14 protein-coding genes are annotated in these 13918 nt (G+C 66.4%); 8 read left to right on the top strand and 6 right to left on the bottom strand.

The annotated features are described in order from the left end of the window. Window positions 1–7: 7 nt before the first annotated feature. The 8 genes from EJO69_RS05765 to pflA all read left to right on the top strand — a co-directional run bounded on the left by EJO69_RS05765 (window position 8) and on the right by pflA (window position 7752). Window positions 8–805, top strand: a complete 798-nt coding sequence (locus EJO69_RS05765) for a siderophore-interacting protein (RefSeq protein ID WP_126040109.1) — start codon at window positions 8–10, stop codon at window positions 803–805. A gap of 126 nt (window positions 806–931) precedes the next feature. Further along, window positions 932–2614 carry an FAD-dependent oxidoreductase gene (locus EJO69_RS05760; protein ID WP_126040107.1) on the top strand — a complete coding sequence of 561 codons (1683 nt, stop codon included), beginning with the start codon at window positions 932–934 and terminating at the stop codon, window positions 2612–2614. Window position 2615: 1 nt separating this feature from the next. Continuing rightward, a complete protein-coding gene (locus tag EJO69_RS05755) occupies window positions 2616–2870 on the top strand; it encodes a hypothetical protein (RefSeq protein ID WP_126040105.1) in 255 nt (84 codons plus the stop codon). 2 nt (window positions 2871–2872) lie between these two features. Continuing rightward, entirely contained in the window at window positions 2873–3148 is a 276-nt protein-coding gene (locus tag EJO69_RS05750) for a metal-sensitive transcriptional regulator (protein WP_126040103.1), read from the top strand. A 185-nt stretch (window positions 3149–3333) separates the two neighbouring features. Next, window positions 3334–3573: a hypothetical protein gene (locus EJO69_RS05745; RefSeq protein WP_126040101.1), complete on the top strand. Its 240-nt coding sequence runs from the start codon at window positions 3334–3336 to the stop codon at window positions 3571–3573. A gap of 111 nt (window positions 3574–3684) precedes the next feature. Next, complete coding sequence (locus tag EJO69_RS05740) at window positions 3685–4425, top strand: transglycosylase SLT domain-containing protein (protein WP_211331518.1); 741 nt, start codon at window positions 3685–3687, stop codon at window positions 4423–4425. Between the two features lie 211 nt (window positions 4426–4636). Next, window positions 4637–6886 carry a formate C-acetyltransferase gene (gene pflB, locus EJO69_RS05735; RefSeq protein ID WP_126040099.1) on the top strand — a complete coding sequence of 750 codons (2250 nt, stop codon included), beginning with the start codon at window positions 4637–4639 and terminating at the stop codon, window positions 6884–6886. After that, window positions 6883–7752 (top strand): pyruvate formate-lyase-activating protein, encoded by an 870-nt coding sequence (gene pflA / locus EJO69_RS05730; RefSeq protein ID WP_126040097.1) that lies wholly within the window; start codon window positions 6883–6885, stop codon window positions 7750–7752. Before pflB ends, pflA begins: the two co-directional genes overlap by 4 nt. A 159-nt stretch (window positions 7753–7911) precedes the next feature. On the opposite strand, the gene EJO69_RS05725 is transcribed toward pflA, so the two are convergent. The 6 genes from EJO69_RS05725 to EJO69_RS05700 all read right to left on the bottom strand — a co-directional run bounded on the left by EJO69_RS05725 (window position 7912) and on the right by EJO69_RS05700 (window position 13897). After that, complete coding sequence (locus EJO69_RS05725; RefSeq protein ID WP_126040096.1) at window positions 7912–8589, bottom strand: HD domain-containing protein; 678 nt, start codon at window positions 8587–8589, stop codon at window positions 7912–7914. A 60-nt stretch (window positions 8590–8649) separates the two neighbouring features. After that, window positions 8650–11175: an ABC transporter permease gene (locus EJO69_RS05720; RefSeq protein ID WP_126040094.1), complete on the bottom strand. Its 2526-nt coding sequence runs from the start codon at window positions 11173–11175 to the stop codon at window positions 8650–8652. 1 nt (window position 11176) lies between these two features. Continuing rightward, on the bottom strand, window positions 11177–11932 hold the full coding sequence (locus EJO69_RS05715; RefSeq protein ID WP_126040092.1) for an ABC transporter ATP-binding protein: 756 nt from the start codon (window positions 11930–11932) through the stop codon (window positions 11177–11179). Between the two features lie 95 nt (window positions 11933–12027). Next, complete coding sequence (locus EJO69_RS05710) at window positions 12028–12567, bottom strand: dihydrofolate reductase (protein ID WP_126040090.1); 540 nt, start codon at window positions 12565–12567, stop codon at window positions 12028–12030. Next, the gene (locus EJO69_RS05705) at window positions 12564–13394 is read right to left on the bottom strand and encodes a thymidylate synthase (protein WP_126040088.1); all 831 of its coding nucleotides are present in this window, start codon (window positions 13392–13394) and stop codon (window positions 12564–12566) included. The genes EJO69_RS05710 and EJO69_RS05705 overlap by 4 nt, the downstream gene beginning before the upstream one ends. A gap of 86 nt (window positions 13395–13480) precedes the next feature. Further along, window positions 13481–13897: an Hsp20/alpha crystallin family protein gene (locus EJO69_RS05700; RefSeq protein WP_126040086.1), complete on the bottom strand. Its 417-nt coding sequence runs from the start codon at window positions 13895–13897 to the stop codon at window positions 13481–13483. Between the last annotated feature and the right edge of the window lie 21 nt (window positions 13898–13918).

Genomic DNA, 13918 nt, shown 5'->3' with positions numbered 1-13918 from the left:
GAGAAGAATGACCCGCCCCCACCGCCCCACGACGCACCTCACCGTCCTTCGCAGCGAGCGGCTGACGCCGCACATGCTTCGACTCGTGCTCGGCGGGCCGAACTTCGGCGCTTTCGTCGACGCGGGGCATGCGGACTCCTACATCAAGCTCGTCTTCGACCCGGAGGGTCGGCCCTACCCCGAGCCGGTCGATGTCTCCCACATCCGGGCCACCGAGACGAGGGACAGGTGGCCGAAGACCCGCACGTACACCGTCCGCACCGTCGACCCTGAGTCGATCTCGGTCGATTTCGTCATCCACGGCGACGCGGGGATCGCCGCGCCGTGGGCGCGGGCCGCCGAGCCGGGAGACCTCGTCCAATTCATGGGGCCGGGCGGCGCGTGGTCGCCGAGGGATGATGCTGAGTTCCACCTGTTCGTCGGCGACGAATCGGCAGTCCCCGCCATCGCCGCCGGACTCGAGCGGCTGCCGGAAGATGCTGTGGGCGCCGTCCTCGTCGAGGTCAGCGACCATCCCCTCCCATTGCCGGCGCCCGCGGGGATGACCGTCGAGTGGCTCGTACGCGGCCCGGCCGAGTACAGTCCCGCAGCGCTCGCCGATCGAGTGCGCAGCCTCGACCTTGCGGAGCGGGGCGACGTCTCCGTCTTCGCGCACGGCGAGCGGGAGGCGGTCAAGGAGCTTCGCCGGGCGTTCAAAGAGCTCGAGATCCCTCGGGAGCGTCTCTCGATCTCCGGCTATTGGGCCCGCGGCCGCGCGGAGGACCAGTTCCAGGTCGAGAAGCGCACGGAGGCCGGAAAGATCTGAACTGCCGCGACGAGCGCCTGTGACTGCATTCATGGCCGGCAGGCCTGGCTTTGATTGACCATAAATACCCCCATGGGTATCCTAAACTCAGTGAAGCGCGGTGAGCGCGCTCCTGAGGAGGGCTTAATGAGAATTGTTGTTGTCGGTGGCGTCGCCGGGGGCATGAGCTTTGCTGCTCGTGCACGTCGGCTCAATGAGACCGCGGAGATCATCGTGCTCGAACGTGGGCCCTATGTCTCGTTCGCGAACTGCGGCCTGCCCTACTACGTCGGGGGAGAGATCACCGACCGCTCGAAGCTGCTGGTCCAGACGCCTGAGTCGTTGGCCGCCTCTCTCAATCTCGACGTCCGCATCGGTCACAACGTGACCGGGGTGGATGCGGGTGCACACGAGGTCACCGTCCTTCACGAGGGTGTCGAGGAGACCCTCTCGTACGACAGGCTCGTCCTCGCTCCAGGAGCGAAGGCCCTCCGGCCTGATATCGAGGGCCTCGAGGAGTCGACGCGTCTCCACACGCTGCGCACGGTCGACGATGCGCTCGCGGTGCGCGGCTTCGTCGAGCGCGGCATCCGCCGCGCCGTCGTCCTCGGAGCCGGGTTCATCGGACTCGAGGCCGCGGAGGCGCTGTCGATGGCGGGCGTCGATACGACGATCGTCGAACTCGCCCCTCACGTCCTTCCCCCGCTCGACTCCGAGCAGGCCTGGCTGGTCGGTGAAGAGTTGCGGCGCATCGGCATCACGACCCGCGAGGGTGTGGCCGCGGAGCGGATCCTCGTCGGTGAGCAGAGCGACACCGTCGTTCTGTCGGACGGAACGCAGATCGACACCGACCTCATCGTCCTGTCGGTCGGGGTTCGGCCGGAGACGTCGTTCCTCGACTCGTCCGGCATCGACACCGAGCGCGGAGCGATCGTCGTCGACGAGCACGGCCGCACCTCGCAGACGGATGTCTTTGCTGTGGGTGACGCCACCGTCAGCACGGACCCCATCACCGGCATCCGCCGCCCCGTGGCGCTGGCGGGCCCCGCAAACCGGGCAGGGCGCCTCGTGGCCGACTTCATCATGGCCCCGGAGCGGGCGCGACCGATTCCCCGCCCGCTCGGCACATCGATCGTGCGCGTCGGTGAGCTGACGGCCGCGATGACCGGAGCGAACCGCCGCACGCTCGACGGTGCGGGCATCCCGTTCCACACGCTCCACCTCCACCCGCTCCAGCACGCCGGCTACTTCCCGGGCGCCTCCCAGATCCACCTCACCGTGCACTTCGCCCGGGAGGATGGCAGGGTCCTCGGCGCCCAGGCTGTCGGCGCGGACGGCGTCGACAAGCGCATCGACGTGCTCGCCACCGCAATTCGGCACGGCGCGCTCATCGGTGACCTCATCGACCTCGACCTCACCTACTCCCCGCCGTATGGCCAGGCGAAGGATGCGGTCAACATGGCGGGTATGGCCGGCTCCAATGTCATGGAGGGAGTGCTCAGCCTCTGGTACGCCGATCAGCTCGACGACACCGATGCTCTCGTCCTCGACGTCCGCAGTGCGGCCGAGGTCGCGACCGGGATGGTCCCCGGAGCCCTCCACATCCCCCATACGGAGCTGCGCGAGCGTCTCGACGAGGTGACAGAGGCCGCCTCCGGGCGCCCCGTCCGCGTCATGTGCGCCTCGGGCGTCCGCTCCGCGATCGCGCACCGTATCCTTACCCAGGCGGGCTTCGACTCGGCGTCGCTCTCGGGTGGCATGCTCACCCTGCGGGCAGCCCTCGGCACCAGCGCCGACGATATCCTCAAGGCCCCGGCGGGCATCAGCTGACATGTGCGTGCTGCTGCGGCCCCGCGACCGGATCATCGCCGGTCTCATTGGCCTCATCCTCGTGGTGACGGCGATCGATATGGTGGGCGAGAGTCCCATCATTGCCGTGGGTGCCGCCGTCATGGCAGTCCTTGGACTGCGCATGGCGCAGTCGGGCCGATGCGGGTGGGGCGCGGCGCCGACGTCGTGCAGACTGCCCGAACACGATCTTTTGACCAGACAGGAGGCCGCCGAACCGGCGGCAGGGAAGGACTGACCATGGCCATCGACGACGCTGCAGCGCAGCGCAAGATCAACAACCGGCTCAAGAGGGCGCGAGGACAGCTTGACGCAGTCATCGCCGCTGCGGAGCGGGGCGAGTCCTGCCGGGATGTCGTCACCCAGCTCGCCGCCGTCACCCATGCCCTCAATAGGGCGGGGTTCCTCATGGTCTCGACTGCCATGGAGAACTGCCTCGTCGACCCGGAGGGTGCCGAGGAGCGCGACGGAATCACGACCGACGAGCTCGAGAAGCTCTTCCTCGCGCTGGCGTAGGCGAGGTGCTGCCCACCGTGCGGGCATACCTCCGACTGGTTCGGCTCGACCGGGGCGGCTCTGTATTTCCGCAGGGCCGCCCCGGTCGTTGATGAGGGCCTCCTCACACCGCGGTGATTGACGGCCGTCAATGACCCTCTCGCCGCCCTCGACCATGATGAGGGCAACAATGAGAAGGGAACAACATGTCTGTTGAGAGAGCACTGGAATTGGCACCGATCGTCGAACGGGTTCACGGACCCGGGCATCCGGAGATGACGAGGATTCGGGAGATCGTCGAGACTGTCAGCGCATCCGAGGGAGACGCCGATGAGCTCTTCGTCGAGCTGCGTGGACTGACGAACGACTACACCCCGCCCGCCGACACGTGCGAGACGGTCGACACGCTCTACGGGGCACTCCACTCGATGGACACGGCCCGGTAGCAGAGTGGCGATGGGCCGGCGGCTACTCGCCGTCGGCCCATGATTCTGTTCACTCGGCTCATGCTTGGTCGGGGAGGCGCCTACCGGTTGAATGGAGGGGAGGAGGCGAGCATGGGACGACGCGGTATCGGCATTGCAGTGGCCGGCGGAGCCCTGCTCACCATCGCCCTCACCCTCACGGTCCTGCCCGGCAGCTCCGACACCCCACCCACGCGAATCGCCCCGTCGGTCGAGGGGCATCCGGTCCCGCCGAGCGGCCTTGAGTACGGGGCCGCCGGAACGGCCGACCTGGCGGACGCCGACTGGGTGGCGCGAACCGCCGCTGAGTCCGGAATCCCCGAGCGTGCGCTGAGCGCCTACGCAGGTGTCGAGGTTGCGTTCCTCCGCGACCTGCCGGAATGTCGCCTGGACTGGGCGACGCTGGCGGGCATCGGCTATGTCGAGTCCCGCCATGGGCGGCTCCAGGGCGGGCGGATCGACGAGGCCGGCCAGCAGACACCCGCGATCTTCGGCATCCCACTCGACGGTGAACGGACCGCGGAGGTGCCGGACACCGACGGGGGAGCACTCGATGGCGACGCCGAATGGGACCGCGCCGTCGGGCCGATGCAGTTCATCCCCTCGACGTGGGAGCGGTTCGGCGCCGATGGGAATCTCGACGGCGTCGAGGATCCCCAGAACATCGACGACGCCGCGCTCGCGGCGGCGCGTCTCCTGTGCTGGGTGGGCGGGGATCTCGGGGAGACGGAGAACTGGATCGCCGCCATCGACAGCTACAACCGAAGTGTTGAATACAACAACGAGGTGGCCGGCGCGGCAGACCGCTATCGCGCCGCAGCGGCGGGGCCGTAGGCGCGTTGGAAATCCGCGTGAATGCGGGAGTATACGCACTGTGTCAAGGCGTTGTGTAGCGGCTTAAGTCCCTAACCGTGACGAAATGCACCGCCGGTTTTAGCCGGGTCAAAACCGAAATGGGACCCTCGGCCCAGGACCTGAGGACCAGGTCAACCTAGGCTTTGTTCATAACAGATAACGGGGCGCGACCCGCCCCTCTGGGAAGGAAATGTCAATGAGCGTCATCAGCGGGACGAAGGCATGGGCCGGATTCGAAACCGGATCCTGGATCGAGCATGTCGATGTCCGAGACTTTATCCAGAAGAACTACACGCCCTACCTCGGCGACGACAGCTTCCTGGCGGGTCCGACCGAGCGCACCCTGAGGATCTGGGAGATCCTTTCGGGCATGTTCCCCGAGGAGCGCGAGCGCGGCGTCTACGACGTCGATGCCACCACCCCCTCGACGATCACCTCTCACGCCCCTGGCTACATCTCCGAGGATGAGGAGATCATCGTCGGACTGCAGACGGATGCACCGCTCAAGCGCGCCATCATGCCGTACGGCGGCTGGCGCATGGTCGAGAACTCGCTGCGCACCTACGGCTACGAGGTCGATCCGGTGCTCAAGGAGGTCTTCACCACCCACCGCAAGACGCATAACCAGGGCGTCTTCGACGTGTACCCGCCCGCGGTCCGCAAGGCGCGCTCCTCGCATATCGTCACCGGCCTGCCGGACGCCTACGGGCGCGGCCGCATCATCGGCGACTACCGTCGCGTCCCGCTGTACGGTGTCGACTACCTCATTGAGGCGAAGAAGGCCGAGAAGGCCGCCCTCGATGACGTCCGCTCGATCGAAGATGTCATCAGGGACCGCGAGGAGCTGTCGGAGCAGATCCGTGCGCTCGGCGAGCTGAAGGCCATGGCGGACTCCTACGGTTTCGACATCTCCCAGCCCGCGACGACCGCGAAGGAGGCCGTCCAGTGGCTGTACTTCGCCTACCTCGCCGCGGTCAAGGAGCAGAACGGTGCGGCCATGTCGCTCGGCCGCGTCTCCACCTTCCTCGACGTGTACTTCCAGCGCGACCTCGAGGCTGGCCTCCTCACCGAGGACGAGGCCCAGGAGATCATCGATGACTTCGTCATCAAGCTCCGCATCGTCCGCTTCCTCCGCACCCCGGAATACGATGAGCTCTTCTCGGGCGACCCGACGTGGGTGACCGAGTCGATCGGCGGCGTCGGCAGCGACGGCCGCGCGCTCGTCACGAAGAACTCCTTCCGCTTCCTCCAGACACTGCACAACCTCGGTCCGGCACCCGAACCGAATCTCACTGTGCTCTGGTCGGACAGGCTGCCCGAGGGATTCAAGGAGTTCTGCGCACGCACCTCGATCGAGACCTCGGCGATTCAGTACGAATCCGACGATCTCATCAAGGACTGCTGGGGCGACGACGCCGGCATCGCCTGCTGCGTCTCGGCCATGGCGATCGGCAAGCAGATGCAGTTCTTCGGAGCCCGTGTCAACCTCGCCAAGACCCTGCTCTACGCGATCAACGGCGGTCGCGACGAGAATTCGGGCGAGCAGATCGCGCCGGAGATGCCCGCGGTCGAGGGCGATGTCCTCGAATACGACGACGTCGCGGCGAAGCTCGACGTCATGATGGACTGGCTCGCCCAGACCTACGTCGACGCGCTCAACTGCATTCACTACATGCATGACAAGTACGCGTACGAGCGCCTGGAGATGGCCCTGCACGACGCCGAGGTGCTCCGCACCATGGCCTGCGGCATCGCCGGACTCTCGGTGGCCGCCGACTCCCTGTCTGCGATCAAGTACGCAACCGTGCGCCCGGTGAGGGACGAGAACGGCCTTGTCGTCGATTACGAGGTCGAGGGTGACTACCCGACATTCGGCAACGACGATGACCGTGTCGACGACATCGCGGTCATGCTCGTCCGCAGCTTCATGGAGAAGATCCGGAAGCTCCCCACGTACCGCGACTCGCTCCACACCCAGTCGGTCCTGACGATCACGTCGAACGTCGTCTACGGCAAGCACACGGGCAACACCCCCGATGGTCGCCGCAAGGGTGAGCCGTTCGCTCCGGGTGCGAACCCGATGAACGGCCGCGACACGCACGGGATGCTCGCCTCCGCCCTGTCGGTCGCGAAGCTCCCGTACTCGGAGGCTCAGGACGGCATCTCCCTGACGAACACGGTCGTCCCCTCCGGCCTCGGCCGGGACCTGCCGGAGCAGGTGAAGAACCTTGTCGGACTCCTCGACTCCTACATGGTCTCTCAGGGCTTCCATGTCAACATTAACGTTCTCAATCGCGACACGCTCTACGACGCGATGGAGAACCCGCAGAAGTACCCGCAGCTGACGATTCGCGTGTCCGGGTACGCAGTCAACTTCGTGCGGCTGACGCGCGAGCAGCAGCTCGACGTCATCTCCCGCACCTTCCACGACCGCGTATGACCGACGGCATCACCGGAGCAGCCGCCCCCGAGGCCCTCGAGTTCGAGGTGCCCCGGGTGGCGGGCTCGGGTGTCGCCGGGCTGACGCCCGCCCCGGAGATGTCTCGTGAGGAGCATCTCGCCATGGTGCGAGAGGGTCGGCTCGGCTCCATCCACTCCTGGGAGCTGGTGACGGCAGTCGACGGCCCCGGCTCCCGCATGACGCTGTTCATGGCGGGATGCCCGCTTCGGTGCCTGTACTGCCATAACCCCGACACGATGAAGATGAAGGACGGCGAGCCGGTCACGCTCGACGCGGTCATGGAGCGAATCCTCCGCTACCGCGGCGTCTTCACGGCAAGCGGGGGAGGGCTGACGATCTCAGGGGGCGAGCCCCTCATGCAGCCCGCCTTCGTCAAGAACGTCCTCGCCGAGTCGAAGCGGCACGGCATCCACACCGCGATCGACACCTCCGGATACCTCGGATCTGCGATGAGCGATGCGGATCTCGCGAACCTCGATCTCGTGCTCCTCGACGTCAAGTCGGGAATCCCCGAGACATACCGGGCGCTGACGGGCCGCGACCTCCAGCCGACCATTGACTTCGGTGACCGGCTCGCACGCCTCGAACGACGCGTGTGGGTCCGCTTCGTCCTCGTCCCGGGTCATACGGATGCGCCCGAGAACATCGACGCGGTGGCACGGATCGTCGCGCAATGGCCGAACGTCGAGCGCCTCGAGGTGCTTCCCTTCCATCAGATGGGTCGGGACAAGTGGGAGACGATCGGCATGACGTACCAGCTGGACGATGTCGAGCCGCCCTCCAACGACGAGACGGAAGCAGTGCGCCAGCGCTTCCGCGACCATGGCATCCCCACCGTCTACTGACCTCGAAGGGCTGATCGATATCGATCAGCCCTTCGCCTTTGGGTCCGCGATGCTTGGCTCTGCTTGACGGCCTTTGCTTGACGGCCTTCGCTATGACCTTCCGCCGTCGCGCCGCCCACTCGGCTCGCGAGCAGCAGCCGAAGGGCAGGCGTCTGAGCGTCAGACGTCGATGTTGTCGATATCCGCCGGCCTCATCATCTCCACCAGTCCGCGGAAGTACCATTCGTGGTTGTCGAGCGCTTCTGTCCACAGTCGCTGGGCTGTGTCTGTGGCGCAGCGATAGCGCCGCTCGTGGTCGAGGACCTCGAGGTAGCCGTCGATCCAGTTGATCGCCGCCGGGGCCGGCTTCTCGGAGAACCCGACCCAGCTCATCGTTCCGTGGATCCGCAGGAGCGAATAACGATCGACGTTGTCGCAGTCGCCGACGGATCTGCTGAGCACGCTCGGACCCTCGGCGAACAGGTCATGGCCCGGATGGTCGGGGGAGTCTGGAGCGTAGTTCCACCGGCCGTCGACGTGCATGGCGATCCCCTGGCAGATCTCCTGGATGGCGTCTTCCTCGAGGCCGAGGCCCTCGAGGATGGGGCGGGCGAGGCGGGCGCCGGCACGACCATGATCGACCGCGATCGTCGCATCGAACTTGCCGATGTCGTGCAGGAGGCAGGCGAGCTCGAGCCGATCCGCATCCAACCCCTCAGCCTCGGCGACGATGCGGCCGATGTGGGCAACGCGCAGGGAATGCTCGTACCGGTAGAGGAGCTCGGCATGTGTGCGTGGCCTGCTGAAGAGATGATCGCGCAATGCGATGCGGGCGGGTTCGAAGAACGAAGAGATCACGACAGAAGTATAGGGCTGGGCAGAAGCTGCCCAGCCCTATACCTCCGCAGGCGGAGCGCCCTACTCCGTGGCGATCGCCTCGAGCACGTTGAGGCGCGCGGCCCTGCGGGCCGGCAGGATCGAGGCGAGCGCGCCGACGAGGACCGCGAGGACGAGCATGACGCCGAGCGAGAGCCACGGGATCTGGATGATCGACGTCGCGTCGTCAGCCACGTACTCGTTGAGGCCGATCGCGAGCGGGACGCCGACGACGAGGCCGATGACGGCACCGAGCACGGAGATGATGATCGATTCGATGAGGATCGAGCCGCGCACCCCGCGCTTCGACAGGCCGATGGCGCGCAGCAGCCCGATCTCTCGCGTCCGATCGGAGACCGACAGGGAGAGGGTGTTGACGATGCCGAGGGCGGCGATGACGATCGACAGGCCGAGCAGCGCATAGAGCGTCGTGAGAACACTGTCGACGGTCTGACCGACGAGCCCCTTAAGACCGTCCTCGTCGAGCACCTGGAAGACGTACATGTCCTCGACGGCGGCGACGACATCATCCTTGACCGTGGTGATCTCGTAGCCCTCGGCGACGTCGATGATCATGACGGCGAGATAGGACGTGTCGATCCGCAGCTGTGAGAACGTCTCCTGCGAGACGTAGATCGGGGACATGACGATCTCGGACGAGAGGACGGCGCCCACCTCAAGGGTGACCGGCCCGTCGACACCGAGGAGCGTGATCTCGTCGCCGACACCGAGTCCCTCTGATTCGGCGAAGGAATCATGAAGAGCGGCGACTCGGCCGTCTTCGAGGGAGTCCGCACTGCCCTCGACGGTCTCGAGACCGAGGGCGGAGATGGCGGAGGGGGACATGGCGGTCGTGATCTGCGCGCGCGGGGAGTCCCCACCGGAGATCGCCGCGCCGTAGCGGATCGACGAGTCGATGCTCTCGACCCCGTCGACCGCCTCCATGGCGGCGACGCCGGCGCTCGGATCGCTGATCGGGATGTTCGTTGTCACCAGCAGGTCCGCGGAGACAGAGGTTTCGATGACGTCGTTGAGAGAGGCCTTGACCGATGCGGCAAGTGTCGCGCCGGTCGCGACCAGCGCGACTCCGATCATGAGGGCCGAGGCGGTCGATGCCGTCTTCCTCGGGCTCGCCGCAGTCGACTCGGAGGCGATCTTGCCCAGCACCGGCGAGAAGCGCCGGGCCGGCCACCCCAGCACCGAGACGGTGGACGTGACGAGAGCGGGGGAGAGGACGATGAGGCTGGCGATGATGAGGAACGCGCCGATCCCGAGCGCCCATCCCGCTGCTTCCAGCATCCGTTGGGAGCCCGCGACGAAGGCGACAATGCCGATGGCGAGCGTGACGACGCCGATGAGCGTGCGGATCCGGAGGGGCTTCTCCGTCGCGCCCGAGGTCTCCCTCATCGCCTCAATCGGCGGCGTGAGCGCCGCAGTCCGCGCCGGCAGGAGCGCGGAGATCACAGTGACGATGACGCCGATGATGATCGAGGTGAGGACGATTCTGCCCGACATGATGAGCTCCGCGTCGAGCGGGAAGCCCCACGCCTCGAGCGCGGCCCTGACTCCGAGGATGAGGCCCTGGCCGAGGAGAACGCCGAGAGCCGAACCCAACAGACCGATGATGATGGCCTGGACGAAGACGACGCCGAACACCTGCTTCGGTGAGGCACCGATGGCGCGGAGGAGCGCGAACTCCTTCTGCCGTTGGCGCACGGAGATCCGGAACGTGTTCGTGATGATGAAGATGCCGATGCCGAGGGCGATGGCGACGAAGACGAGGAGGAACGTATTGATGAGGTTGAGGATAGAGGAGACGGCCTCCTCGGTCTCGGCCTGGACCTCCTCGGCCGTGAGAACGTCGACCTCGCCGAGGTCCGCCTCGAGGGCGGCGGCGACGGTCTCGGGGTCTGCTCCGGCGTCGATGAGGACGCCGATCTCGAACACCATGCCGTTCGGGCTGAAGGATTCTCGCGCGAAGTCGTTCTCGAGAAGAGTGATGGAGGCGCCCGCGACGCTCGAGCCGAAGCTGACGATACCGACGACCTCGACGTCGCGCGGGGCGCCATCGATGAGGAGGATCGCCGGATCTCCCACGGACAGCTGTGCGGCCTCCGCGGTTCCGGACTCGAGGACAACCTCATCGGCGGTCTCGGGAGCGCGCCCCGCGCTGAGGAACTGGCTGTCGGTCTCCTCAGTCCAGGAGAAGCCGAGCGGGGGCGCCTGGCCGACGTTCGCCGGCTGGCCTGTGCTACCGATGAGGACGGCGCTTCCGGAGTAGATGGGGAAGGCGTCGGCGACACCATCGACCGCCTCGACGTCCACCGTCAGGGTGTCGCTGATGGGCGAATTCGAGCCCTCGAACGCGTTCTGGGATTCGAGCGGCGTGCCGCGCACCGACAGGTCGGTCGTGGCGATGCCGGCCGAGAGGTTGGAGAACGTCTGTCCGAGGACGTCCCGGAGTGCGAGGGTTCCGGACAGGAAGGCGATGCCGAGCATGACCGATAGGGCGGTCAGCAGGAAGCGGCCGAGATGGGCGCGTATGCCGCGCAGAGTGACGTGCCACATGCTACTTGCCGTCCCTCAGGGCGTCGAGGATGGTGTCGCGGGTCGGGTTTCGGAGCTCGCCGAGGATCTGGCCATCGCGGAGGATGACGACGCGATCAGCCCACGCCGCCGAGTCGGGCTCGTGCGTGACCATGACGACCGATTGCCCGAGCTCATCGACTGAGGTGCGGAGGAACTGAAGGATCTGCTCGGCTGCCGTCGAGTCGAGGTTGCCGGTCGGCTCATCGGCGAAGACGACGTCGGGCGAGCCAACCATGGCCCGCGCGCATGCCACGCGCTGCTGCTGGCCGCCCGATAGCTCGGTTGGACGGTGCTCGAGGCGGTCGCCCAGGCCGACGGTCTCAACAACCCTGTCGAAGTGGTCCTGATCGATCGTGCGGCCGGCGATGGTGGCGGGCAGCGTGATGTTCTCGCGGGCGTTGAGCGTGGGGACGAGGTTGAACGACTGGAAGATGAAGCCGATGTGATCGCGCCGCAGCCGCGTCAGCTCCGACTCCTTCATCGCCGTCACCTCCTTGCCGTCGATGAGGACCTGGCCCGAGGTGGCGCCCTCGAGGCCGGCGATGCAGTGCATGAGGGTGGACTTGCCCGAACCGGACGGTCCCATGATCGCAGTCAGTTCACCCCGGCCGAGCTTGAGGTCGATGCCGCGAAGGGCGTGGACGAGGGTCGTGCCCAGTCCGAAGGTCTTCTTCAGGTCGCGGACGACGACGACGGGGTCGTCGACCGGGGCGAGCGTGCGCGTGAAAGCTGACATGGGGTCTCCTGTTGGTGAAGCGAACGTCTCAAGTAAACCAATGCGGGCACGCCGGATGAATCAGGAGTTCCCCTGATTCATCCCTGAGACGCCCCTCATCGGGCCAGGGGATCTCCGCCCCAGGGGTCGGTGCCTCGCCGCCTGAGAGCGGTGAAGCGATAGCGCAGGCCGGTCGACGATGTGTGCCACCCTCGGTCGGGATCAGCTCCGATGAGCTCCCAGTCCGAGGTCCAGTCGGGCAGTGGGGGCGCAAACGCATCCGCACCCGGGACGACGATGTCGATGTCGGTGACGACGACGCCATCGAGCATGGGCATGGCCGCTTCGTAGATCTGAGCCCCGCCCATGATCCACACCAGCCCCTCGCCGGCGAGGGTACAGGCCTCCTCAAGGGAGGCGGCGGCCTCGCAGCCGGGGAAGGACCTGCCGGACCGGGTGACGACGATGTTCCGGCGGCCCTTGAGGGGGCGGTACTGCTCGCCGAGTGAGTCGTAGGTGGCGCGGCCCATGATGACCGGGTGACCGACCGTGAGTCGCTTGAAGTGCTCCAAGTCCTCGGGGACGTGCCACGCCATTGCCCCGTCGCGGCCGATGGCCCGGCCGTGGCCCTGGGCCCAGATCGCCGCGAGACTCATACCGCCACCGGCGCCTTGATCGCGGGATGGTGCTGGTATCCGTCCGTGAAGATGTCGTCCATGTCGTACTCGAAAATCGACGGGGCCTTCGTGAGGCGGAGCGTGGGGAAGGGGTAGGGCTCGCGGGAGAGCTGCTCCTCGACCTGCGCGACGTGGTTGTCGTAGATGTGGCAGTCCCCGCCGGTCCAGATGAACTCGCCGACCTCGAGCCCGGTCTGCTGGGCAACCATGTGCGTGAGCAGCGCGTAGGAGGCGATGTTGAAGGGCACTCCGAGGAACAGGTCGGCGCTCCGCTGGTAGAGCTGACACGAGAGTTTCCCATCCGCGACATAGAACTGGAAGAGGGCGTGGCACGGTTGGAGCGCCATCTCGTCGAGATCCGCGACGTTCCAGGCGGACACGATCATGCGGCGCGAATCGGGAGTCTGACGGATCTGGTCGATGACCGTCTGGATCTGGTCGATATGCCTGCCGTCGGGTGCGGGCCAGGACCGCCACTGGTACCCGTAGACGGGGCCGAGTTCACCCTTATCATCTGCCCACTCATCCCAGATCGTGATGCCCCGCTCCGTCAGCCACCCGATGTTCGTGTCGCCGCGGAGGAACCAGAGCAGCTCACCCTTGACCGCCTTCATCGCCACGAATTTGGTGGTGATGCGGGGGAAGCCCTCGGCGAGGTCGAACCTCATCTGGTGGCCGAACACGGACCGGGTTCCGGTGCCTGTTCGGTCTGACTTGCGGGTGCCGTTGTCGAGGACATGACGGAGGAGATCTTCGTAGGCCGTATTCACGTCCCCCAGTCTAGCCTCCGACGGCGTGAGGGACATCGGGGATCTCTCTTGAGGGTACGGCTCGTCTCTGCGCGATTGTGGACGCAGAAGAGCGGCCCCGCGGGGCCGCTCCATCTCTGGGATCAGGCGTCGATTGTCTTCGTATCGTCGCCGGCGTTGACGGCGATCTTCCGAGGCTTCGCCTCCTCCGCCACCGGGAAGGTCAGCGTGAGGACGCCGCCGGAGTAGTCGGCCTTGATCCTATCGACTGCCACCCCGTAGCCGAGCGTGAGCTGACGGGCGAACGTCCCTGTCGGGCGCTCCTTCGACAGCCACTCGATGTCGCCCTCGCGGGCGCGACGCTCCGCACGGATCGTCAGCGTGCGGTCGTCGATATCGATGTCGATCGACTCGGGATCGACGCCGGGCAGATCCAGCTCGGCGACGTACTCATCGCCGGTCCTTGTGAGGTCCATCGGCATGCCGGGAACATTCGGTCGCGGCAGTGCCGAGGAGAACATGCGCTCGAAATCGCGGAACGGATCGTATGTCTTTGCCATCTGTACCACTTTCCTTTCAAT

The organism is Flaviflexus salsibiostraticola, from assembly GCF_003952265.1.
GTDB classification, from domain to species: Bacteria; Actinomycetota; Actinomycetes; order Actinomycetales; family Actinomycetaceae; genus Flaviflexus; species Flaviflexus salsibiostraticola.
This window is presented reverse-complemented; position numbering and strand designations above follow the sequence as displayed.

Excerpts from the sequence above, each read along its gene's own strand:
- EJO69_RS05715 (WP_126040092.1), bottom strand. The coding sequence starts at position 11,932 with ATGTCAGCTTTCACGCGCACGCTCGCCCCGGTCGACGACCCCGTCGTC.
- EJO69_RS05765 (WP_126040109.1), top strand. The coding sequence starts at position 8 with ATGACCCGCCCCCACCGCCCCACGACGCACCTCACCGTCCTTCGCAGC.
- pflB (WP_126040099.1), top strand. The coding sequence starts at position 4,637 with ATGTCAATGAGCGTCATCAGCGGGACGAAGGCATGGGCCGGATTCGAA.
- EJO69_RS05745 (WP_126040101.1), top strand. The coding sequence starts at position 3,334 with ATGTCTGTTGAGAGAGCACTGGAATTGGCACCGATCGTCGAACGGGTT.
- EJO69_RS05740 (WP_211331518.1), top strand. The coding sequence starts at position 3,685 with ATGGGACGACGCGGTATCGGCATTGCAGTGGCCGGCGGAGCCCTGCTC.
- EJO69_RS05700 (WP_126040086.1), bottom strand. The coding sequence starts at position 13,897 with ATGGCAAAGACATACGATCCGTTCCGCGATTTCGAGCGCATGTTCTCC.
- EJO69_RS05750 (WP_126040103.1), top strand. The coding sequence starts at position 2,873 with ATGGCCATCGACGACGCTGCAGCGCAGCGCAAGATCAACAACCGGCTC.
- EJO69_RS05720 (WP_126040094.1), bottom strand. The coding sequence starts at position 11,175 with ATGTGGCACGTCACTCTGCGCGGCATACGCGCCCATCTCGGCCGCTTC.
- EJO69_RS05710 (WP_126040090.1), bottom strand. The coding sequence starts at position 12,567 with ATGAGTCTCGCGGCGATCTGGGCCCAGGGCCACGGCCGGGCCATCGGC.
- EJO69_RS05705 (WP_126040088.1), bottom strand. The coding sequence starts at position 13,394 with ATGTCCCTCACGCCGTCGGAGGCTAGACTGGGGGACGTGAATACGGCC.
- EJO69_RS05760 (WP_126040107.1), top strand. The coding sequence starts at position 932 with ATGAGAATTGTTGTTGTCGGTGGCGTCGCCGGGGGCATGAGCTTTGCT.
- pflA (WP_126040097.1), top strand. The coding sequence starts at position 6,883 with ATGACCGACGGCATCACCGGAGCAGCCGCCCCCGAGGCCCTCGAGTTC.
- EJO69_RS05755 (WP_126040105.1), top strand. The coding sequence starts at position 2,616 with ATGTGCGTGCTGCTGCGGCCCCGCGACCGGATCATCGCCGGTCTCATT.